This window comes from Rhizobium sp. 05L429, assembly GCF_056397645.1.
This window is the reverse complement of the sequence record NZ_JBFTNV010000023.1, coordinates 36,604-57,613: the sequence shown is the minus strand read 5'-3', so window position 1 is coordinate 57,613 and position 21,010 is coordinate 36,604. Positions and strand designations below refer to the sequence as shown.

Genomic DNA, 21,010 nt, shown 5'->3' with positions numbered 1-21,010 from the left:
TGACGGACCGGTTTCAAAAATATTGCCGTTCTGTGAATCTGCCAGGGCTCCGCCTCTTGCCTTTCCCGCCCGTCCCGCCAAAAGTGGCATGGAGACGATGAGCCCAACCAGGATGCCGGAAAGAGGGCATGACAGCGCGCCAACGCATCATTCCGGTGAGACGCGAATATAATCGCTGGGTCGCCAACCAGACGCTGGAAGACTACGCGCTGCGCTTCACGGCCAAGAGCGCCCGGCGCTTCTCCTCCCAGCGCATCTCGCAGACGGCGATCGGCGCAATCTCCTTCCTGGCGCTGGAAGCGATCGGCGGCGCCATCACACTGTCCTACGGCACGACCAATGCCTTCTTCGCCATCGTCGTCGCCTCCATCGCCATGCTGGCAATCGGCCTGCCGATCAGCCGCTACGCGATCCGCCACGGCGTCGACATCGACCTGCTGACACGCGGCGCCGGCTTCGGTTACATCGGCTCCACAATCACTTCGCTGATCTATGCAAGCTTCACCTTCATGCTGTTTGCGATCGAGGCCTCGATCATGTCCGGCGCGCTGGAGCTGACGCTCGGCATTCCCTTGTGGATCGGCTACATCATCAGCGCCGTCATGGTGATCCCGCTCGTCACCCATGGGGTGCGGCTCATCAGCAAGTTCCAGCTGATGACCCAGCCTTTCTGGATCATCCTGAACATCCTGCCCTTCATTTTCATCGCCTTCCTGGACTGGGGCCAATTCGATGTCTGGCGCGCCTTTGCCGGCATCCGCCACGCCTCCGGCCCGCCCGGCACGGTCGCAGATTTCAACCTCGTCGAATTCGGCGCCGCCTCTGCCGTCATCCYGGCGCTCATGTCGCAGATCGGCGAACAGGCGGACTTCCTGCGCTTCCTGCCGCCCGACCCACAGCGCAAGTGGCGCCACCGCCTCGCCATTTTCCTCGCCGGCCCCGGCTGGGTCGTCATCGGTGCACCGAAGCTGCTTGCCGGTTCCTTCCTGGTCGTTTTGACCTTTACCTCGGGCGTGCCGCTCGACCGCGCCGCCGACCCGGCACAGATGTATCTGACCGCCTTCGGCTACATGATCCCCTGGCACAATGCCGCCCTACTGCTGATGGCTGCCTTCGTGGTCGTCTCGCAGCTGAAGATCAATGTGATGAATGCCTATGCCGGTTCGCTCGCCTGGTCGAACTTCTTCTCACGGCTAACCCACAGCCACCCCGGCCGGGTCATCTGGCTGGTCTTCAACGTGGCAATCGCGCTGTTGTTGATGGAACTCGGCATCTACAGGTTGCTCGAGGAAACGCTCGGCATCTTCTCGATCATCGCCATGGCATGGCTCTGCACGATCTCGGCCGACCTATTCATCAACAAGCCGCTCGGCCTTGCCCCTCCCGGCATCGAGTTCAAGCGCGCCCATCTTTACGACATCAATCCAGTCGGCCTCGGCGCCATGACGCTGTCTGCCGGCATCGCGCTGGTTGCCCATTTCGGCCTCTTCGGCTCGGTCGCGGCATCGCTTGCGCCTTACATCACACTCGTCATCGCGCTGATCGCCTCGCCCGCCATCGCCTGGGCAACCAAAGGCAAATTCTATCTCGCCCGCAAGCCGCGGCACGCCTGGAAGAAGCTGACTGCTATCACCTGCTCCGTCTGCGAACATCCCTTTGAACCGGAAGACATGGCCTGGTGCCCGGCTTATGCCGCGCCGATCTGCTCGCTCTGCTGCTCGCTCGACAGCCGGTGCCACGACATGTGCAAGCCGAACGCGCGTTTGAACGCACAGGTCGGCGCCGTCGCTAAGACCCTGCTGCCGGCAAACATCGTCCAGAAACTGACGACCCGCCTCGGCCGCTATGGCATCGCGGTGGCGCTTGCATTGACGGCCGTGGGCGCAATCCTTGCGATGATCGCGCATCAGGTCGCCTCGGCCTCACCAGAGACCGCCGAAGTCGTCAACCGCACAATTCTGATCGTCTTCTTCGTCTTTTCGGTCATCGCCGGCATCGCCTGCTGGTTCTATGTGCTCGCACATGACAGCCGCGTCGTTGCCGAAGAAGAATCGTCTCGCCAGAACACGCTGCTTCTCAAAGAGATCGCTGCTCACAAAAAGACCGATGCCGCCCTCCAGAGCGCCAAGGAAACGGCCGAGGCCGCCAACCGCGCCAAGAGCCGCTATGTCGTGGGTCTCAGCCACGAACTGCGCACGCCGCTGAATGCCGTCCTCGGTTATGCCCAGATCCTCGAACGTGATGAGACGATCCCTGCGCCGCGCCACTCTTCCATCAAGGTGATCCGCCGCAGCGCCGAGCATCTTTCCGGCCTCATCGATGGCCTTCTGGATATCTCGAAGATCGAGGCCGGCCGCCTGCAGGTCTATTCGAACGAGATCAATATCCAGGACTTCCTCGACCAGATCGTCGACATGTTTCGGCCGCAGGCGCAGGCAAAGGGCCTGTCCTTCATTCATGAGCGCTCGCAGGCCCTGTCGCAATTCGTGCGCACCGACGAGAAGCGGCTGCGCCAGATCCTCGTAAATCTCCTCTCCAACGCCATCAAATTCACTGACGAAGGCAGCGTCACCTTCGATGTCGCCTATCGCAGCCAGGTCGCGACCTTCACCGTCTCCGACACCGGTCGTGGCATCGCCGAGAAGGACCTGACGCGTATTTACGAGCCCTTCCAGCGTGGAGAGGCGGAAAGCGTGCGGCCCATGCCAGGCCTCGGGCTTGGCCTCACTATCACCCGCCTTCTGACCAACACGCTCGGCGGCGAAATCTCCGTCACCAGCGAGAAAGACAAGGGCTCCACCTTCCGCGTCCGCCTCATGCTGTCGGCAGTGATGCGTCCCGCAGCACCGCCGCAGGAGAAAAAGATCGTCAGCTATGACGGTCCGCGCCGCACCATCGTCGTTGTCGACGACAATGAGGATCATCGCGAGATGATGCGCGAAATCCTGGTCCCCCTCGATTTCATCGTGCTGACGGCGGCGACCGGCCCGGATTGCCTGACGCTGGTTGAAGGCATCGAGCCGGATCTGTTTCTTGTCGATATCTCCATGCCCGGCATGAATGGCTGGCAGCTAGTCTCCCGGCTGCGCGAGACTGGACGCACTGCACCGATCCTGATGCTGTCAGCCAATATCGGTGATGCCGCCGCACACAGCGACAGCGATGACAGCCACAATGATGCGATCGGCAAACCTGTTGATATCAAGCAACTGCGTGACAAGCTGGCTCTGCATCTCGGCCTGAAATGGCTTTATGCCGACGATCAGGCGCCGGCGCCGGTGATCGCCCCCATGCCGCTGAAGAGCCCAGGTGCCGCGCATGTGCATGAACTGCTTCGCCTCGGCGAGATCGGCTATATCAGAGGCATAGAAGCCAAGCTCGCCGACCTTGCCAAAGTAGAGGCAAATCAGCCATTCACAGAGAAACTCCATTCCTATGTCGCCGCCTTCGATCTCGCCGGCTTCATGGATTTCCTGCACAAATTCGAAGAAAAAGGTGAAACCGTTGGCTGAGCTTCCCCGCGACATCGTTCTGCTGGTCGATGATTCGCCGGAGGCTCTCGGCTTCCTGACCGATGCGCTGGAACAGTCGGGCTTTTCCGTGCTGATCGCCACATCGGGCGCAGCCGCGCTCAACATCGTCGAGCGCATCACGCCCGATCTCATCCTGCTCGATGCGGTCATGCCCTTGATGGACGGCTTCGAGACTTGCCGCCGGCTGAAGGCCAATGCCGCAGTCGCCCAGGTGCCTGTTATCTTCATGACCGGGCTGACCGAAACCGAGCATGTCGTGCATGCTCTGGAATCAGGCGGGGTCGACTATTTGTCGAAGCCGATCAACATCGACGAATTGCGCGCCCGCATCCGCGTTCATCTGCGCAATGCCCGCTCGGCACAGAGCGCGCGCGTGGCGCTCGATGCTGCCGGCCGCCATCTGCTCGCGGTGAAGGGCAATGGCGCAATCCACTGGTCCACGCCGCAGGCAACCCGCCTCGTCAACGCCGCCATGGGCAGCGATGACGGCATGGAAGTCGTCTCCCGCACGATCGGCAACTGGATGAAAGAGCGCGCCGCTGCCGCCCGCGATGCCCTCATCTCGATCGCACATGCAGGTCAAGCAGCGCTGCAACTCGCCTTCCTTGGCGCCATCGGCCCGGACGAGTATCTGTTCCGCCTGACGGCCGCCAACAAGCGCAACGACGACCAGGTCCTGCGCCAGCACTTCTTGCTGACGCAGCGCGAATCCGAAGTGCTCATGTGGATCGCCAAGGGTAAGGCTAACCGTGATATCGGCGAAATTCTCKGTCTCTCCGCGCGCACGGTGAACAAGCACCTGGAGCAGATMTACGTGAAACTCGGTGTGGAGAACAGAGCATCCGCCGCCGTGAAGGCGGCGCATGTGTTGCATGAAATGTGAGGGATAGCCGGCGCCGCGCCTTAAACCACGCGGTCCGGAACGTCTCGCCCCTCAAAGAACGCTGTCACATTCTCCACGACCTTCATTCCCATCGCTGTGCGGGTTTCCTCCGTCGCGCTGCCGAGATGCGGCAACAGAACGACATTCTCCATCCGCCGTAACGCTTCAGGCACATGCGGCTCCGCCTCGTAGACGTCGAGCCCTGCGCCGCGGATCGTGCCTTTATCAAGCGCTGCAATCAACGCTGTCTCATCGACCACGTCGCCGCGTGCCGTATTGATGAGAAAGGCGCCTGGCTTCATTGCCGCAAACCGCGCCGCGTTCATCAGATGCCGGTTTTCTGCTCCGCCTGGGCAATGCAGCGAGGTGAAATCGGAAGCCGCAAGCACCTCCTCCACCGAAGCAAGCTGACGTGCACCATAGCGAGCCGCCTCCGCCGGATCGACCTGTGAGCGGTTGTAGAACACGATGTCCATGCCGAAACCGAAATGGCAACGCTGCGCGAAAGCCTTGCCGATCCGGCCGAAGCCGATAATGCCGACGGTCTTCCCGGTCACCTTCGTACCGACCATATGCGTCGGGCACCAACCCTTCCATTCACCGGCGCGCACCTGACGCTCGCCCTCCCCGCCGCGGCGCGCGACKGACAGCAGGAGCAGCATGGCGATATCAGCCGTGCAATCGGTCAGGACCCCAGGCGTGTTCGTCACCACGATGCCCTTCGCCTTGGCACTGGCGATATCGATGTGATTGAAGCCGACCCCGAAATTGCCGAGGATTTTCGTACGGACATCCCCGGCAAAGACCGCTGCCGGCAGCTTGTCGGAAACGGTCGGGAGCACGGCATCATAATCCGCCAGCGCCTGACGCAATTCGCTTTCAGCAAGCGGTACATCATCTCTGTTGAGCGTCAGGTCGAAGCGCTCTGCGAGCACGGCCTCTACCGCGGCAGGCCAGCGCCGGGTGACGAGAATGCGGGGGTTTGGCATGAATCTGGATCCTCCATCCTTGCCTCTGGCTTAGGCCATGAAGGCCAGGAATGGAATGGCTTTCGAACCCGTAAAGACTGAGATCTTGAACTGCGGAGGCGAAACGAAAGAAGCCCGGTCGATGACCGGGCTTCCATAACAGGCATCACTGCCAGAGGCTTACTTCTCAGCCTTCTGGAAGTAGCTGTACTTGCCGTCGTCGCCCTTCTTCCATTCGTACATGACGTAGCCCGGAAGCTTCGGGTCGCCCTTTCCGTCGAAGGAGATGTCGCCGAGAACGGTCGGGAACGGACCCTTTTCCTTCATGGCCGCAGCAACGGCTTCAGCGTCCGTAGAACCGGCAGCCTTGGCAGCAGCAGCGATTGTCTGCAGAGCAGCGTAGGAATAGAGCGTGTAAGCTTCCGGGTTGAAGCCGGCAGCCTTGAACTTCGCAACGAGGTCCTTGTTGGCCGGGTTGACCGTCGGATCCGGGCCGAATGTGTTCAGCGTACCGGCAACTGCGTCACCAGCGATGGAAGCAAGTTCGTTCGAGACGATACCGTCACCCGAAACGAGCGCTGCCTTCAGGCCCTGGTCGGCCGACTGGCGGATGATGAGACCGGCTTCGGTGTGCAGACCACCCCAATAGATGATGGAAACACCGGCTTCCTTCATCTTTGCGATGAGAGCCGAGAAGTCCTTGTCGCCGACGTTCACGCCTTCGTACATGGCTTCGGTGACACCAGCGGCATTCAGAGCCTTCTTGGTTTCGTCAGCGAGACCCTGGCCGTAAGGAGTCTTGTCGTGAATGACGGCGATCTTGGCGTCCTTGAAGTGGTCGGCCAGATACTTGCCGGCAATCGCGCCCTGCTGGTCGTCACGACCGCAGGTGCGGAAGGTGTTCCACAGGCCGCGCTCGGTGAAAACAGGGTTGGTAGCAGCCGGGGTGATTTCGAGAATGCCGTTCTCGGCGTAAACTTCAGAAGCCGGGATGGAAACGCCCGAGTTGAAGTGACCGATAACGAACTTCACGCCGTCAGCAACGAACTTGTTGGCAACGGAGATGCCCTGCTTCGGGTCGGAAACGTCGTCGCCKAGTTCGATCTTGATCTGCTCGCCGTTGATGCCACCAGCAGCATTGATGTCGGCAGCTGCCTRCTCGGCACCCTTCTGCAGCTGTGCGCCGAATGCAGCGTTCGGGCCTGTGAGCGGGCCACCAACGCCGATCAGGATGTCAGCTCGTGCGATGCCGCCGAAAGCGACGATCGCCGTCAGTGCCACCGCTGACAAGAGAGACTTCTTCATATTGTTACTCCCAATTTTTGGGCGGGTTTCGTTAGAAGACCCAGCGCACTACCCACCATTGACTACGCCGGGAAAGCTGTTCCACTCTGGAGGCAATTCATGCCTAGTTTCAACGGGCTGTCAATGTTTCTCCTTCCACGAAAACGCGGAAGTTTTTTCGTACAGCCAGTAATAGTTGTTGACCATTTGATTGGTGCGGCGATAGCGGAACCCGGCTGTCGAGAAGATCAGCAGGGTGATGAAATCAATAATGTAGAAGAACGCGCTGAGCATCGGTCCGTCGAACAGCGCATGATGCAGGAACTGCATCGCCCAGGCCAGCAGGAAGGTATAGACGACGACCAGCGGATAGTTGCTCCAACCGTCCGCAACCGCCTTGCCGGCCCGCCATGCTGTCCAGAAACCGATGAGCACGACAAACGCGCGGATGACGAGCTTTACGCCGTTGTCGCTTTCGAAGAAAAGTCCCTGCATAGTCAAACTCTCCCTTCTGCAGCGATCAATGCCGCCCGCCTTCGAGATAGGCGGCGCGAACTTCCGGATTTGCGAGCAGTTCCTTGCCGCTGCCGCTCATCGTCACCTTGCCGTTGACGAGCACATAGGCGCGGTGCGACAGCTTGAGTGCTGCGAATGCGTTCTGCTCCACGAGGAAGACGGTCAGCCCCTCCTTCTCGTTCAGCACCTTGATGGCCTCGAAGATGCCCTTGACGATCAGCGGCGCAAGCCCGAGCGAAGGTTCGTCGAGAAGCAGGAGCTTCGGGCGCGCCATCAGCGCACGGCCGATCGACAGCATCTGTTGCTCGCCTCCCGAAAGCGTGCCGCCGCGTTGCGACTGGCGCTCCTTGAGGCGCGGGAACATTACAAAGACCTTCTCCACGTCCTCATTGAAATATTTGAGGTTGTCGAGGCCGGCACCCATCTGCAGGTTTTCCAGAACGGTCATGCGCGGGAAGATACGGCGGCCTTCGGGAGACTGCGCGATACGCAGCCGCGCAATCTCATGCGTCGGCAGCTTGGTGATGTCCTGGCCGTCGAAGATGATCGAGCCGGTGCGGGCCTGCGGGCTACCGCAGATCGTCATCATCAACGTCGACTTGCCGGCGCCGTTCGCGCCGATCAGGCTGACGATTTCGCCCTTTTTCACCTCGACATCGATCCCGGCGAGCGCACGGATATTGCCGTAATACGTTTCGACGCCCTGAACCTTGAGAAGCTGTTCCCCGGCCATTAGATTGCGCCCCCCTCTACGATCGCAATGACCTCTTCAACTTCTTCGTCTTCGACACCGAGATAGGCCGCGATGACCTTCGGGTCGTTCTTCACGTGGTCAGGGTTACCGTCGGAAATCTTCTGGCCGTATTCCAGAACGATGACGTGGTCGGAAATTTCCATGACCACCGACATGTCGTGCTCGATGAGCAGGATCGAGGTACCGGTCTCAATGCGGATGCCCTTCAGCAGCGCGTTGAGCGCTGCCGATTCGCGTGGATTGAGGCCGGCGGCAGGCTCGTCGAGGCAGAGCAGCTCCGGACCGGTGCACATGGCGCGGGCGATTTCCAGACGACGCTGAGCGCCATACGGCAGATCGCCGGCCGGATCGTCGGCGCGGTCGATCAGATCGGCCTTCTCCAGCCAGTAGCGCGCCAGCTCGATGGCTGCTGCCGCTTCCTTCTTGTAGGGACCGATGCCGAGAAGACCGAGCACGGTGAAACCCGAAGCTTTCATCAGCTTGTTGTGCTGGGCAACGAGCAGGTTTTCCAGAACCGTCAGGMCCGAAAACAGGCGGATATTCTGGAAAGTACGCGCGACCTTCGCTTCCTTGGTGATGCGAAAATCCGGCAAGCGTTCGAGCAGATACTGCTTACCGCTCTTCTGCGTCAGCGTGATCATGCCCATCGTCGGCTTGTAGAAACCGGTGATGCAGTTGAAGACGGTCGTCTTGCCTGCTCCGTTCGGGCCGATCAGCGCGGTGATTTCGCCGCGCTTGGCCTCGAACGAGAGGTCGTTGATGGCCATCAGGCCGCCAAACTTCATCGACAGGTGCTCGACCTTGAGCAAAGTGTCATTCGACATGGTGTTCTCGACAGGGCTCATCAACCATGGCCCTCCTTGGTAAAGCTTCCGGATATCGCCTTGCGCTCCTTGAGGAAGGCGGTCGGCTCACGCGAGCCGACGAAACCGCGCGGCTTGAACAGCATGACGATGACCATGGCGAGGCCGAAAAGCAGCATGCGATAGAGTTCCGGCGTGAATTCCGGTCCGAAGATGACCTTGAGGAAATCCATTTCACGCAGCAGTTCCGTGCCGCCGACCATGACGACGGCAGCGATCGCGATACCCGTCAGCGAACCCATGCCGCCCAGGACGACGATAGCGAGGATGACCGCCGATTCCAGGAACACGAAGGACTCCGGCGAGACGAAGCCCTGGCGGGCTGCGAAGAAGGAACCGGCGAAGCCGCCGAACATCGCACCGGTGGCGAAAGCCGTCAGCTTCGTCGTCACCGTGTTGATGCCGAGCGAGCGGCAGGCGATCTMGTCCTCACGCAACGCTTCCCAGGCGCGGCCGATCGGCATGCGGCGCAGGCGGATCGTCACATAGGCGGTGAGCATGCAGAGCGCCAGGATAACGTAGAACAGGAAGATCTTGTAATAGGCCGACGACGACGGCAGGCCGAAGACCTTGGCGAAATTGTTCGCCTTGCCGACATCGAAGCTCAGGATACCGAAGACCGAAGCCTTGGCGATGCCAGAGATACCGAAGGTGCCTTTGGTCACTTCGGTCCAGTTGATGATGACGAGGCGGATGATTTCACCGAAGGCAAGCGTGACGATCGCCAGGTAGTCGCCGCGCAGGCGCAGCACCGGGAAGCCGAGAATGACCCCCCAGAGAGCCGCAAAGATGCCGGCGAGCGGCAGCAGTACCCAGAAGGACAGGCCGAAATGGGCCGACAGCAGCGCGTAGGAATAGGCGCCGACCGCATAGAAGGCGACATAGCCAAGGTCGAGCAGACCGGCGAKACCGACAACGATGTTCAGCCCCCAGGCGAGCATCACATAGATGAGGATCTGGATGCCGAAATTGTCGACCCACTTCAGCGCGCCCTGCGGACCGAGGAAATAGGCCGTCGCCAGCGGATAAACCAGCAGGAATACGAGGGCGATCTTCAGGAAATGCGTCCGGAAAAAGCCCTTGTCCGTCGAAATCTCCAGATCGCCCCGGCGCGCCTTGAGAAGCTTGCGCTGGTCGAGATGCGGCTTGACGAAAACCACCATGATGAAACGGCCGATGGCGGCGACCAGCACGAAGACTGCAAGCAGACCCCAGCGCTGAACGATGATCAGCTCGTTGTTGATGTTCTGCTGCGTGCCGAGACCGACATAGAGAACGAACAGGCCAAGTGAGATGAGACCGGCGAAGAAGGCTTCCCTAAGCCCCTTCTGGACAAGCCCCGCGTTGGACTTGCCAGTGGAAGTGTCGATGTTTGCCATGACTTATACCTTCTCGACTTCCGGCCGCCCAAGAATGCCCGTCGGCTTGAAAATCAGCACGAAAGCGAGGATGGCGAAGGTGGCGACATCCTTGTACGCGATGGTGAAATAGGCCGACCACAGGGATTCGATAAGACCGATCATCAGCCCCCCGAGAACGGCACCCGGCAGCGAGCCGATGCCGCCGAGAACGGCTGCGGTGAAGGCCTTGACGCCCGGAATGAAGCCGTCATTGAACGACGCGACGCCATAATACATCAGGTACATCGTGCCGGCGACGGCTGCGAGCGCCGCCCCCATGACGAATGTAATGGAGATCGTCTGATCGACATTGACCCCGAGCAGGGCCGCCATCTTGCGGTCCTGTTCAGTAGCGCGCTGGGCTCGTCCGAGCGCCGTCTTGTTGACGATGTACCAGAAGGCCGCCAGCAGGACCACAGTGACCACGATAATGATGATCTGCTTCAGCGAGATCGAGAGACCCCCAACATTATAGACCGTGCGGACGAGCGGCGGGATCGGCTTGTTGCTCGGCCCCTGCGTGACCTGAATGAAATTCGACAGCGTGATCGACATGCCGATCGCTGTAATCAGCGGCGCCAGGCGGAATGAGCCGCGTAGCGGGCGGTAGGCGACGCGCTCGATCGTCCAGTTCCACAAACTCGTCATCAGCATCGCGACCACAAGCATCGCCAGCAGCAATACCGCTACCGGAAGACCTGCGAAGATGGATGTGAGAACGAGAAAGACGATAAGAGCAGCGAAGCCACCGAGCATGAAAATATCGCCATGGGCGAAGTTGATCATGCCGATAATGCCGTAAACCATCGTATAGCCAATAGCCACAAGGCCATAGATGGATCCGAGAGTCAGCCCGTTGAAGAGCTGCTGGACGAAATACTCCATATGTCATTTCCCCTGGATGCGAACCATATTTAAGTTGCATCTCTTATTGGTTTTATCGCCTGTGCTTTCACACAAGCCACTAGCTCGCATTGCATAGCGGTTTCATTGGAAATGTGAAGACAAAAAGGATTTACTGCGTCAGAATCTTGGGTAAACAGGCCTAAATGGCGCAATTCAAACCAAAATCCACACAAAAGCGGCATCGATTGGCAAATTTTTAGCCAGGGCGGAATTCACCAATTAATCTTAGATGCTAAACGAAGCCACGCTGGCCTTCTGCGTAAACTGTTCCGCAAGTTGACGAAATTTCAAGCTCGAAGATGCCGCTCATTGCAAATGCCAGTTTTCGAGCACTGCTCCTGACGAGCTTTGTGCAAACCGGCGAACCCATGCTAGTGTGACTGCATTCCGCCAAAGGGGTGCGGCAGCGCCGGGTATACACTATATAGTGAATGTGATCCCAAGACGAATTCGCAGACGAACGGCAGGAATATGCTGAGGACATTTGAACGCGCGGCACTCGAAGCCGGCAAGGTCATCATAGAAGTCTTCGACAACGGCTGCCCGGTGAGAATGAAGGCAGATGAAAGTCCGGTGACGATTGCCGACCAGGAGGCCGAGCGCATCATATTGGCGCATCTGGAACGCGATTTCCCTGAGATCCCCGTTATCGCCGAAGAATCGGTAGCTGCCGGCAAGGTGCCTGATATCGCCGGAAAGTCCTTCTTCCTTGTCGATCCGMTCGACGGCACCCGCGAATTCCTGGATAAGCGCCAGGAGTTCACCGTCAACATTGCATATGTGGAAAGCGGCGTTCCCATCGCCGGTATCGTCTATGCCCCGGCACTCGGAATCGCTTTTTCCGGCGAGCGCGCAAGCGCGGAGAAGCTGGTGATCGACGAGAACTTTGCGATAACGGAGAGAATGCCGATCAAAGTGCGCAAGCAGCCGGCAGAGAGTATGGCGCTCGCCAGCTTCAGGCATGACAGCCCCGAGACCAGCCTTTTTCTCGCCAGGCATGCGATCTCCAAATGTACCAACATCGGCTCGTCCCTGAAATTCTGCCTGCTGGCAGAAGGCAAGGCCGACGTCTACCCACGCTTCACCCGCACCATGGAGTGGGATACCGCGGCCGGCGACGCAGTGTTGCGCGCGGCCGGCGGATCGACCGTCACGATGGACGGCCAGCTGCTCATCTACGGCAAAACCGGTGCGGCTGCCGATTTCGACTTCGCAAATCCCCATTTCGTCTCCTGGGGCGGCACGAAGCCTGCGCTCGCACGGGCGTAGCGATCGCCGAAAGTTTCGCATCTTTCAGCTTTGTCGCAGGAATATCGCAACGGGGTGGTTTTACATCGGCGCCCTGATGCCCTTCCTCGGGAAATCACACTTGGCTTCGGTCTTCATTTTTGATTCGGAGGAGACGTCCTTCCGCTCGGACAGCGCGACCTCTCGCCGCAATGTCGCCACAATCAGGGCCGCCAGCAAGCTGTGACTTCGGTAACATCGCCGCAGCAAACAGACATAATAATGGAATATCCCGTAATTACGGAAACCCCGTTCCGCTGGATCGTCTCATTCCCACTCTGGCACAATAGGCAACAAACTCGACCCTGGCACAACCGAGATCGCCTCGACCCTGTAGGGGATGGAGCGTTTTGGTACGGTGTGGGTGCCTGCAATCACAACCGTCGTTTGCCGTCCCGAATCTGCCAAACACATAAAATTGCTAATAAAAACCCCGGTTGAAAAATAAAACTCCTGATTTTGCATTAACTTAACGCAACTGCGAAGTTTGCTGCGCTGCGAAATTTCTCTGGACTCGGTTAAACAAATGTCGCAAATTTAGGATGTAGTAGGGTTAAACGTCGCCTAACATTGTGGCGCCTTATTGTGGCGCTAACCAAACCTGCGAATGACACCGCCGAAAGCTTCAAAATAAAAGCTTCAAAATACAAAGGGTAGATCCTTGAGCGTCATGGACCTTAACAAAAGTATTTCTGAAGAGAGCTTTCGCGTTCCGCCTGTTCATCAGGTAAACGCGAGGTTCCCAGTTACCGCACTCGACAGCATCGTTCCGCCACCTGCCTCCATGCAGTTCGTGCTGAAGCGAGCCTTCGATATTTTTGCTTCGATCAGCGCACTCATCGTGCTTGCTCCTCTTCTTCTGGTCGTCGCCGCCCTGATCAAGATGGACAATCCCGGTCCGGTGCTTTTCAAGCAGACCCGCTGGGGCAAGAACTGCCGCTCCATCAAGGTCTACAAGTTCCGCTCGATGCGTACCGACATGTGCGACGTCACGGGCGTTGCCCAAACCGTGAAGAACGATCCGCGCGTCACCCGCGTCGGCGCTTTCCTGCGTCGTTCGAATATTGATGAGCTGCCACAGCTTCTCAATGTGCTGAAGGGTGACATGTCGGTTGTCGGACCGCGCTGCCATGCAATCGGCATGCGTGCCGGCGGCATGCTCTATGAAGAGCTGGTTCCGCAATATCATCATCGCCACGCAATGCGTCCCGGTATTACCGGCCTGGCTCAGATGCGCGGCCTGCGTGGTCCGACGGACCGTCCAGCCAAGGCGCGCGCCCGCATTGCCTCCGATCTCCATTATGTCGAGAACTTCTCGCTGGTGATGGATATCCGCATCATCTTCGGAACACTGATTTCCGAACTGAACGGCGGCAAAGGCTTCTGATTGAAAAAGAGAGGGTATCGGCTGTTAGAGCAGCCGATACCTGAATGCTCGGGCGACAGCCTGCATACGGTTGACCGAATCCAGCTTTCGCATCGCGCTCTTCAAATATCCCACCACCGTATGCGATGAGAGATCGAGAATGATCGCAATCTCATCGCTGCTCTTGCCCGCGGCTGACCAGCGCAGGCATTCGATCTCCCGCCGGGTGAGGCTTTCCGATGGCCTGTCTTCCGGCTTCTCGTCGCTCGGCAGTGTGTCCAAAAGCTCCATGCAGCCATAAACCAGCGCCGTCGCTTCCTCGCGAGAGGGCATGGCACGCGTACCGGAAAAAGCGAAGATGTATTGTTTCAGGTCAGCGTCGTGCAGCGCAAACGCGAAGGTATGCTGCAGCCCGTGCATCTGAAACATCGTGTTCAGACGGCGGTTTTCCTGATTCGCTGCATTGCCACCAAAAGACCCCTCCTCGCAGAAGACAGGCATGATCGTGCGCTTCATGACAGCGACCAGCTTGCTGCAATAGAAGAGGTCCGCCTCCTCGTAAAAGTTGACGAGGCTCTGCGGCCAGTTGCTGATCAGCTTGTTTTCCAGAAAGGCCGTCCGGTCCCCGCGYGGGAATACGGAAAACAGGTGGAATTCGAATCCGGCAGCCTTCGTCAGCTCGTCCAGGCGGCTTGCACCGTCGACGGCGGAAATGCCCGCAGGACGGGCTGCGAAGGGCGAAAATGCGGTATCATCGGCGCAGTCGCGGACTGCGCGTTCACGTCTCTTCATTCTCTTGTTCCTTCACGGGCCTGGCTTCGCCTCGGCCTCGCAACCGGCCGCGGATTGGACGCGCCGGACGATCAGGAAAGACGGCATTTGCCCCGCATCCGAAGGATACGAAGCATTCAAATGGCCATCTTTATTGATACTGCGAGAAGAACGGAGACGAAGTCTTTGCGCTCATGCTTATGTTGCAGCGCTTATAAGATTATCCGGGAAAAATATGTAACATTTATTCCGCATGGCTCCCATGCAGTCGCCTCAAATTGACGTAACGGCAGGCGATCCGCAAATCACCCCCGCTGGGCATCTAAAGTTGTTATCAAAGTGTTACGATGGGTTTAGGCAATTTTTAAATGTGGCAAGTTAGAGTGGCGTCCGTGGTCTTGCGTTGTGTAGAGAGTCCAATGACCGAAATGATACGTCCCCGAGTGAAATATGTCATCGGCCCCGATGGCAGCCCCCTGACGATTGCGGATCTTCCCCCGCCGAATACGCGGCGCTGGGTCATCCGCCGGAAGGCAGAGGTTGTCGCGRCTGTTCGCGGTGGCTTGTTGAGCTTGGAAGAAGCCTGCGAGCGTTACACGCTCACTGTCGAAGAATTCCTTTCCTGGCAGTCCTCCATCAACAGTCATGGCCTCGCCGGTCTGCGCACCACGCGCATCCAGCAGTACCGCCACTGATCCCATTCCATTCTAGTTGATTATTTCGGGCCGGACGCGTTTCCCTCAAGGGAATGAAGAAGGCCCGAAATCATTGCCGAGGCCGCGTAACACCAGAGGCCGGGCTGCGTAAACGCATTCGCAAGTCCCGTCGTCTTCGCCGCCGCAATCACGATCGCGACGAGCAGCACGTCCATCATGGACCACTTGGACAGATGCGGCACGACGTTGCGATAAAACAGGCTGCCGGTGCCGCCGGCAGCCATGGATCCCGCCGCGATCCCGATCATCTTCAGAACCGGCAGGACAATCGAGACGAGCGCAACGACTGCCGCAAGCGCCACGTCACCGCCATTCCAGAGCGAAGCCACGATTTCCAGGAGCGACGGCGTCTCGTCGAAGAACCAGAGCTTCTCGAAGCGGACGAGCGGCAGGACGAGGCCAAGCGCCAGAAGAAACGGCGCTGTCACCAGCAGAACGGGCCGAATCGCCGAAAGCCTGCTCAATTTGCCGCCTCTCCCTTGAACACACTGTCTCCTGCCACCACGRCTTGGCACGCCGGCGCCGCCATGTCACGTTCCCGATCACATAATTCATCAGGAGACGGACATGGATATCAGGATTGAGGAAAACACCTCCGGCGGCCGCTATGTTGCAGCCTTGGAAGGCCATGAAGCGGAGATGACCTATTCTCGCACATCGCCGAAACTGATCATCATCGATCATACCGGCGTGCCGGACGCTTTGCGCGGCAAGGGCGTCGGCCAGGCGCTCGCCCTTCACGCGGTCGAGGCGGCCCGCGAGGGCGGCTGGAAGATCATCCCGCTCTGCCCCTTCTTTAAATCACAGGCGCAGCGCCACCCCGAATGGAATGACGTGGTAAACTGAGGACGTCGCGCATACGATAGAAACACCAAAAGCCATGCATGACGGACACTGCGTCCGGCATGCATGGCTTCTGTGGTTATCCCCAAGGCGCCGGTACCGGCGCCTGCAATATTCGTCAGGCCCGGGCGCGAACTGCGCCGTCGCGCTCTTCGAGCGCCGTTGCCCTGGCATATTCCGCCTGCATTTCCTCTAGCGCCAGTTCCAGCGCCTCCTCCTGAACCTTCAGTTCCTTGATCGAAACCTGAAGATTGTCGGCGCGCTGACGTGCGGCCTTAGCGAAGGTCGGATATGCAAAGTGATTCGGGTCGGAAATACCGGACTTCTTTTCTTCTACGACGATMTGGCTCTCCAGATCCTTCGTCATCCGTTCAAATTCGGACATCATCATCTGCAACTGCTGCAATTGACGACGCTTTTCGTTAACCTGAAACTCTTTCAGGCGAACGAGGCTCTCTCGCGACTTCATACGCATTACTCCCGTGATGCGAGACCCCGGCTCAACTCTAAACTGCCCTTGCGCGCCGCTTTGACACGGTTTGCCGAAAAATTTCCTCCGATATTAACAAAAACCTACCGCTGGTAACCTTTCGTTTACGGGCATCGTTAATGATAGGTCCGATGATTTAAGGGTCGGTAAACGCCAATACAGGAAACCGAACCTTTTCATTAGCGAGTCAGATGAATCACTTAGCGCAGATTCTTAATGTCGAAGTTGAGATTTGTGGTTTGAGATTTCCATTGGAAAACATAGAAATGGAAAAATTATTTAATAAATTCGATACTCCTTGCCAGAGTGAATTAGAATTTGTTAACCATTTCGTGGCAGCTTCCAAATCACGTAGCTTATTCGGTATCGCGTAGGGGGCCAGGCCACCTTTCGGCGGCGGTAAAGGGGATAATTATGCGGGTACTTCTCATCGAGGATGATAGCGCTACGGCGCAGAGCATCGAACTGATGCTCAAATCTGAGAGTTTTAATGTTTATACGACGGATCTCGGCGAAGAAGGCGTGGATCTGGGCAAGCTGTATGATTACGACATCATCCTTCTCGATCTGAACCTTCCGGACATGTCCGGATATGAAGTGCTGCGCACTCTCCGTCTGTCGAAGGTCAAGACGCCGATCCTTATCCTCTCGGGTATGGCTGGCATCGAAGACAAGGTTCGTGGCCTCGGCTTTGGCGCCGACGACTACATGACGAAGCCGTTCCACAAGGACGAGCTCGTCGCCCGTATCCACGCCATTGTCCGCCGCTCCAAGGGTCATGCCCAGTCGGTCATCATCACGGGCGAACTTATCGTCAACCTCGACGCCAAAACCGTCGAAGTCGGCGGCCAGCGCGTTCATCTGACGGGCAAGGAATACCAGATGCTGGAGCTTCTCTCGCTCCGCAAGGGCACCACGCTCACCAAGGAAATGTTCCTGAACCACCTCTATGGCGGCATGGACGAGCCGGAACTGAAGATCATCGACGTCTTCATCTGCAAGCTGCGCAAGAAGCTCGCAAATGCTGCCGGCGGCGCAAATTACATCGAAACCGTCTGGGGCCGCGGCTATGTGCTGCGCGAGCCCGATGGTGCCGAATACGCCGAAACCGCCTGATCCGCCGAATCCCCTTACCGAAGAAAAGTCCCGCCTCTCCGGCGGGACTTTTATTTTGTCGGCAATGTCCGGAAAAGAAAAAGCCGCCCCACAAGGACGGCTCGCGTTAACGATTTGCGCGACCTCTTCAGGCAGCGATTGCGCGATTTCCGAACACGGCGGTGAGGATCTTGCGGTCGAAGGGCTTGAGCAGGAAGTCGGTGGCCCCTGCCCGCTTGCCGGCCATCAGCTTCTTCAGATCGGCCTCGATGACACAATAGTAGATCTTGACCTCTTTGCCGCCGTCCATGGCGCGGATATTGGCGATGAGTTCGAGCGCGCCTTCCATACCCGAATCGACGATCAGATATTCGGGTAGCTCAGCCTGGCAGCGCTGCAGCGCCTCTTCGGCATTCGAAGCTTCGCTGACCAGAAAATCGAGCTCGGAAAGGATTCGCTTGCCGACCTTGCGAACGATGTCCGAACTATCGGTGATCATGAATCTCTGCATGGCGGCTCCTTATCCCTCGCGCTGTCTCCGTCGAGGGCCTTCCTAACCTTCGAGGATAGGTTCATCAGGCTAAGGAATCGTTACTGCGCCCGCCTCGATCAGCGATCGATGAACTAGGCTGCGGCCACCTTGGCAGTGAAGACGATCTCTTCGGCGCTGGCCGAATAATCCAGAATCATGCCGCATTCTTCCGCCAGCAGCACAGTATAATAAGGCTGGATCGAATGCGCATCGATCGCTTCCTCGACGGTACCGGTGGCGATTTGGACGAATTTCGGCGGCATGCGCATCAGCTTGCCCTTCGCCACGAGCTTGAAACTCGCGTCGAATTCCGGATTCTCCAGCGTAATATCCAGATTGCCGCCGCGCGGAATGGAAGAATATGCGACGAGGAAGAGGTTCAGGAGCAACTTGACCCGGTTCTTGGCGACAATCGCGCGCGGGCCGCTCCAGCTCAGCTCGGTCTTCTTCTCGGCCACGGCAAAGTCCTTGGCTGCACGTTCGGCCTCGCCGGTATCGATCGAGGCGCCGACGGAACCGGATGCACCGAAGGCAAGGCGTGCGAATTTGAGACGAACTGAAGCATTGAGCGCACTGGTGCGGATGAGATCCATCGCGTCCGAATCCGCTCCGCCTTCGTCCAGAAGCTCCAGACCGTTATTGATCGCGCCGACGGGCGAGATCACGTCATGGCACACACGACTGCAAAGAAGTGCGGCCAGGTCCGGGCCGGATAGAGTGAGATTCGGGTTCTTGGACATCATCGTCTCCTGAGGGCGGCAGTATCATTCCACCCGGTAGTGTGCCTGATCAAAATTGCGCGAAGTTTGCGACCGTACTTGCCGCCATAATGACACCATATTTGGTAAACCGATTGTTAAGACGATCGGAGCAAAATGCATCAAATGCCAATGCCCCCGACAATGACGAATGGATGACATCATGCGCCTCCAATTTCTCGGAAGATTTATCGGCTTCTGCAGGTTGCTGACCGCTATCATGGTATCGTCGGTGATTGTTGCTGGACAGGCCGCTGCCCAGCAGAACAATGGCCAGTACACGGTGCAGGAAATCGTCGATGCCGGTCACTCCTTCTTCGGCGAAACCAGCGGCGGCCTTGCCAAGGTCGTTGAAAGCGCCTTCCAGAAATACGGCCTGCCGAACGGCTATATTCTCGGCCAGGAAGGCGGCGGCGCCTTCATCGCCGGCCTCACTTACGGCGAAGGCCAGCTCAACACCAAGAATGCCGGCGAGCACCCGCTTTACTGGCAGGGTCCGTCTCTGGGTCTCGACTACGGCGGCCAGGGCTCGCGCGTCATGATGCTGGTCTATGACCTGCCCTCCATCGACTCTATCTATGCGCGCTTCGGCGGCGTCAGCGGCTCTGCCTATGTCATCGCCGGCTTCGGCATGACGCTTCTCAAGAACAACAATGTCCTGGTCGTGCCGATCCGCACGGGCGTCGGCGCCCGCCTCGGCATCAATGTCGGCTATCTGAAAGTCACCCCGAACCCGACCTGGAACCCCTTCTGAAAAGCCCAAATCACCGCTAATATCCTTGGGAATATGGTCTTGCCTGTGCTCGCAGCCTTGCCGCTGCGGGCTCTGCGTRCTTAATCAGGCGGACTGACCCGTATCAACCTTCGAATCGATGGCCGCGCCGTGATCGAATATGCTCTCTTGTTCGGATTGGGCTTCCTGACCGCGGCCTTTCTTGTCTTTCTGGTCTCGCCTGCCGTCCACCGCCGCGTCGTCTGGTATACCGAAAACCGCCTGAAGGCGACCATGCCGCTGAGCCCGCAGGAAGTGCGGGCGCAGAAGGACATGGTGCGCGCCCTCTATGCCGCTGAAAACGCCCGCACCGCACAGGACCTGCACCGCGAACGCGAAAAGTCGCTCTCCCTCCAGCTGCGCCATGACGCACTCGCCGTCGATGCCGGCAGGCTGGCCTCGGAGGTCAACGAGGCGCGTGCACAGATCGGCGAGATGCAGGTCGAGGCTGCCGAGCATCGCTCCCACCTGCGCAAGGACGAAAACTATATCAGCCAGTTGAAGACCAGCCTGCACATTGCCGAACAGGCGGGCTCCAACAAGGATAGCGAATTGGAAACTCTGCGCGCGCGGCTTTCCAAGATCACGGAACAGACCAACAACCTGAAGATCGACCTTGCTGCGCGCGAGACCGAGGCCGAAAATCTGAAATTCCGCACCAATGCCCTGCGAGACGAACGTGATACGATGCGCCAGGACATAACGGTGGCACAGAAGCGTGCCAAGGATGCCGAGCAGAAGCTCAGCCAGCAACAGCACATGGTCATCCGCCTGGAAGACAAGGCCGCCCGCGAGGCCGCTTCTGCCGCGGACAAGGAAGCCCTGCTCGGCCGCCGGCAACAGGAGATCGCCAAGCTGAAGGATCAGGTGAAGGCTGCCAATGCCGAAATCCGCAAGGCCGCAAAGGCGCTGCGCGATGCCGGCCTCTCCAAGGCGATTGCCGATCTGCCAGCCGAACCCGCCGGCGAGACCGAGCCCGCCACGCTGGATGTGGCGGCCATCACCGCGCAGATGGGCGATAATGTGCGCCGGCGTAGCGCCGCACTTGCCGACCATCTGCAGAAGGCAAGAAACAATACCGGTCGTGACGGCGCCCTTCGCGAGGAGATCGCCTCGATCGCCGCCAACATGGTAGCGCTCACGGCGCTCGATGAAGGCCCGTCCTCTCCGATCCTGCCCCTCCTGCCCGGCAGGGAGAAGAAGGGACCGAATGAACGCGTGAACCTCGCCGACCGCGCGGCTGCGATCATCGCCGATCCGCAGCGCTGAACTT

The 21,010-nt window shown here is 58.7% G+C and carries 21 protein-coding genes; 9 read left to right on the top strand and 12 right to left on the bottom strand.

Annotation, left to right across the window (positions count from 1 at the left end; all coding sequences use genetic code 11):
• Positions 1-128 precede the first annotated feature (128 nt).
• Both AC1DNW_RS22520 and AC1DNW_RS22515 read left to right on the top strand, forming a co-directional pair.
• The gene (locus AC1DNW_RS22520; RefSeq protein WP_477854425.1) at positions 129-3,512 is read left to right on the top strand and encodes a hybrid sensor histidine kinase/response regulator; all 3,384 of its coding nucleotides are present in this window, start codon (positions 129-131) and stop codon (positions 3,510-3,512) included.
• A complete protein-coding gene (locus AC1DNW_RS22515; RefSeq protein ID WP_477854424.1) occupies positions 3,505-4,416 on the top strand; it encodes a response regulator in 912 nt (303 codons plus the stop codon). The genes AC1DNW_RS22520 and AC1DNW_RS22515 overlap by 8 nt, the downstream gene beginning before the upstream one ends.
• Before the next feature lie 20 nt (positions 4,417-4,436).
• Here AC1DNW_RS22515 and AC1DNW_RS22510 read toward each other — a convergent pair whose 3' ends face one another.
• The 7 genes from AC1DNW_RS22510 to AC1DNW_RS22480 all read right to left on the bottom strand — a co-directional run bounded on the left by AC1DNW_RS22510 (position 4,437) and on the right by AC1DNW_RS22480 (position 11,086).
• On the bottom strand, positions 4,437-5,405 hold the full coding sequence (locus tag AC1DNW_RS22510; protein ID WP_113311265.1) for a 2-hydroxyacid dehydrogenase: 969 nt from the start codon (positions 5,403-5,405) through the stop codon (positions 4,437-4,439).
• A 159-nt stretch (positions 5,406-5,564) separates the two neighbouring features.
• The gene (locus AC1DNW_RS22505; protein ID WP_477854423.1) at positions 5,565-6,689 is read right to left on the bottom strand and encodes a branched-chain amino acid ABC transporter substrate-binding protein; all 1,125 of its coding nucleotides are present in this window, start codon (positions 6,687-6,689) and stop codon (positions 5,565-5,567) included.
• Between the two features lie 120 nt (positions 6,690-6,809).
• Positions 6,810-7,163: a DUF6867 family protein gene (locus tag AC1DNW_RS22500; protein ID WP_113299774.1), complete on the bottom strand. Its 354-nt coding sequence runs from the start codon at positions 7,161-7,163 to the stop codon at positions 6,810-6,812.
• Positions 7,164-7,188: 25 nt separating this feature from the next.
• Positions 7,189-7,917: an ABC transporter ATP-binding protein gene (locus AC1DNW_RS22495; RefSeq protein WP_113299775.1), complete on the bottom strand. Its 729-nt coding sequence runs from the start codon at positions 7,915-7,917 to the stop codon at positions 7,189-7,191.
• A complete protein-coding gene (locus AC1DNW_RS22490) occupies positions 7,917-8,783 on the bottom strand; it encodes an ABC transporter ATP-binding protein (protein WP_477854422.1) in 867 nt (288 codons plus the stop codon). The genes AC1DNW_RS22495 and AC1DNW_RS22490 overlap by 1 nt, the downstream gene beginning before the upstream one ends.
• Positions 8,783-10,180, bottom strand: a complete 1,398-nt coding sequence (livM, locus tag AC1DNW_RS22485) for a high-affinity branched-chain amino acid ABC transporter permease LivM (protein WP_477854421.1) — start codon at positions 10,178-10,180, stop codon at positions 8,783-8,785. The genes AC1DNW_RS22490 and livM overlap by 1 nt, the downstream gene beginning before the upstream one ends.
• A gap of 3 nt (positions 10,181-10,183) precedes the next feature.
• Positions 10,184-11,086: a branched-chain amino acid ABC transporter permease gene (locus tag AC1DNW_RS22480; protein ID WP_477854420.1), complete on the bottom strand. Its 903-nt coding sequence runs from the start codon at positions 11,084-11,086 to the stop codon at positions 10,184-10,186.
• 492 nt (positions 11,087-11,578) lie between these two features.
• On the opposite strand from AC1DNW_RS22480, the gene cysQ reads away from it, so the two are divergent.
• Positions 11,579-12,376: a 3'(2'),5'-bisphosphate nucleotidase CysQ gene (gene cysQ, locus AC1DNW_RS22475; RefSeq protein WP_477854419.1), complete on the top strand. Its 798-nt coding sequence runs from the start codon at positions 11,579-11,581 to the stop codon at positions 12,374-12,376.
• A gap of 688 nt (positions 12,377-13,064) precedes the next feature.
• On the top strand, positions 13,065-13,781 hold the full coding sequence (locus AC1DNW_RS22470; RefSeq protein ID WP_113299780.1) for a sugar transferase: 717 nt from the start codon (positions 13,065-13,067) through the stop codon (positions 13,779-13,781).
• 24 nt (positions 13,782-13,805) lie between these two features.
• Here the strand turns inward: AC1DNW_RS22470 and AC1DNW_RS22465 are convergent, their stop codons facing one another.
• On the bottom strand, positions 13,806-14,552 hold the full coding sequence (locus AC1DNW_RS22465) for a helix-turn-helix transcriptional regulator (protein WP_113311263.1): 747 nt from the start codon (positions 14,550-14,552) through the stop codon (positions 13,806-13,808).
• A 398-nt stretch (positions 14,553-14,950) separates the two neighbouring features.
• On the opposite strand from AC1DNW_RS22465, the gene sciP reads away from it, so the two are divergent.
• Positions 14,951-15,226: a CtrA inhibitor SciP gene (gene sciP / locus AC1DNW_RS22460; RefSeq protein WP_477854418.1), complete on the top strand. Its 276-nt coding sequence runs from the start codon at positions 14,951-14,953 to the stop codon at positions 15,224-15,226.
• A 20-nt stretch (positions 15,227-15,246) separates the two neighbouring features.
• Here sciP and AC1DNW_RS22455 read toward each other — a convergent pair whose 3' ends face one another.
• A complete protein-coding gene (locus AC1DNW_RS22455) occupies positions 15,247-15,711 on the bottom strand; it encodes a paraquat-inducible protein A (RefSeq protein ID WP_113311262.1) in 465 nt (154 codons plus the stop codon).
• Positions 15,712-15,814: 103 nt separating this feature from the next.
• On the opposite strand from AC1DNW_RS22455, the gene AC1DNW_RS22450 reads away from it, so the two are divergent.
• Entirely contained in the window at positions 15,815-16,093 is a 279-nt protein-coding gene (locus AC1DNW_RS22450; protein WP_113311261.1) for a GNAT family N-acetyltransferase, read from the top strand.
• A 115-nt stretch (positions 16,094-16,208) separates the two neighbouring features.
• On the opposite strand, the gene AC1DNW_RS22445 is transcribed toward AC1DNW_RS22450, so the two are convergent.
• Positions 16,209-16,559 carry a flagellar export protein FliJ gene (locus AC1DNW_RS22445; protein ID WP_477854417.1) on the bottom strand — a complete coding sequence of 117 codons (351 nt, stop codon included), beginning with the start codon at positions 16,557-16,559 and terminating at the stop codon, positions 16,209-16,211.
• Between the two features lie 435 nt (positions 16,560-16,994).
• On the opposite strand from AC1DNW_RS22445, the gene ctrA reads away from it, so the two are divergent.
• Positions 16,995-17,696, top strand: coding sequence for a response regulator transcription factor CtrA (gene ctrA, locus AC1DNW_RS22440; RefSeq protein ID WP_007815188.1), 702 nt, complete (start codon positions 16,995-16,997; stop codon positions 17,694-17,696).
• 127 nt (positions 17,697-17,823) lie between these two features.
• On the opposite strand, the gene AC1DNW_RS22435 is transcribed toward ctrA, so the two are convergent.
• Positions 17,824-18,186 carry a response regulator gene (locus AC1DNW_RS22435; RefSeq protein WP_113299784.1) on the bottom strand — a complete coding sequence of 121 codons (363 nt, stop codon included), beginning with the start codon at positions 18,184-18,186 and terminating at the stop codon, positions 17,824-17,826.
• Between the two features lie 113 nt (positions 18,187-18,299).
• Positions 18,300-18,947 (bottom strand): histidine phosphotransferase ChpT, encoded by a 648-nt coding sequence (gene chpT, locus AC1DNW_RS22430; protein ID WP_113311260.1) that lies wholly within the window; start codon positions 18,945-18,947, stop codon positions 18,300-18,302.
• 181 nt (positions 18,948-19,128) lie between these two features.
• Here chpT and AC1DNW_RS22425 point away from each other — a divergent pair, with 181 nt between their 5' ends.
• Together AC1DNW_RS22425 and AC1DNW_RS22420 are read left to right on the top strand one after the other, a co-directional pair.
• Positions 19,129-19,719, top strand: a complete 591-nt coding sequence (locus tag AC1DNW_RS22425) for an EipA family protein (protein WP_113299824.1) — start codon at positions 19,129-19,131, stop codon at positions 19,717-19,719.
• Positions 19,720-19,848: 129 nt separating this feature from the next.
• Positions 19,849-21,006, top strand: a complete 1,158-nt coding sequence (locus AC1DNW_RS22420) for a hypothetical protein (RefSeq protein ID WP_113311259.1) — start codon at positions 19,849-19,851, stop codon at positions 21,004-21,006.
• The last annotated feature ends 4 nt before the right edge of the window (positions 21,007-21,010 follow it).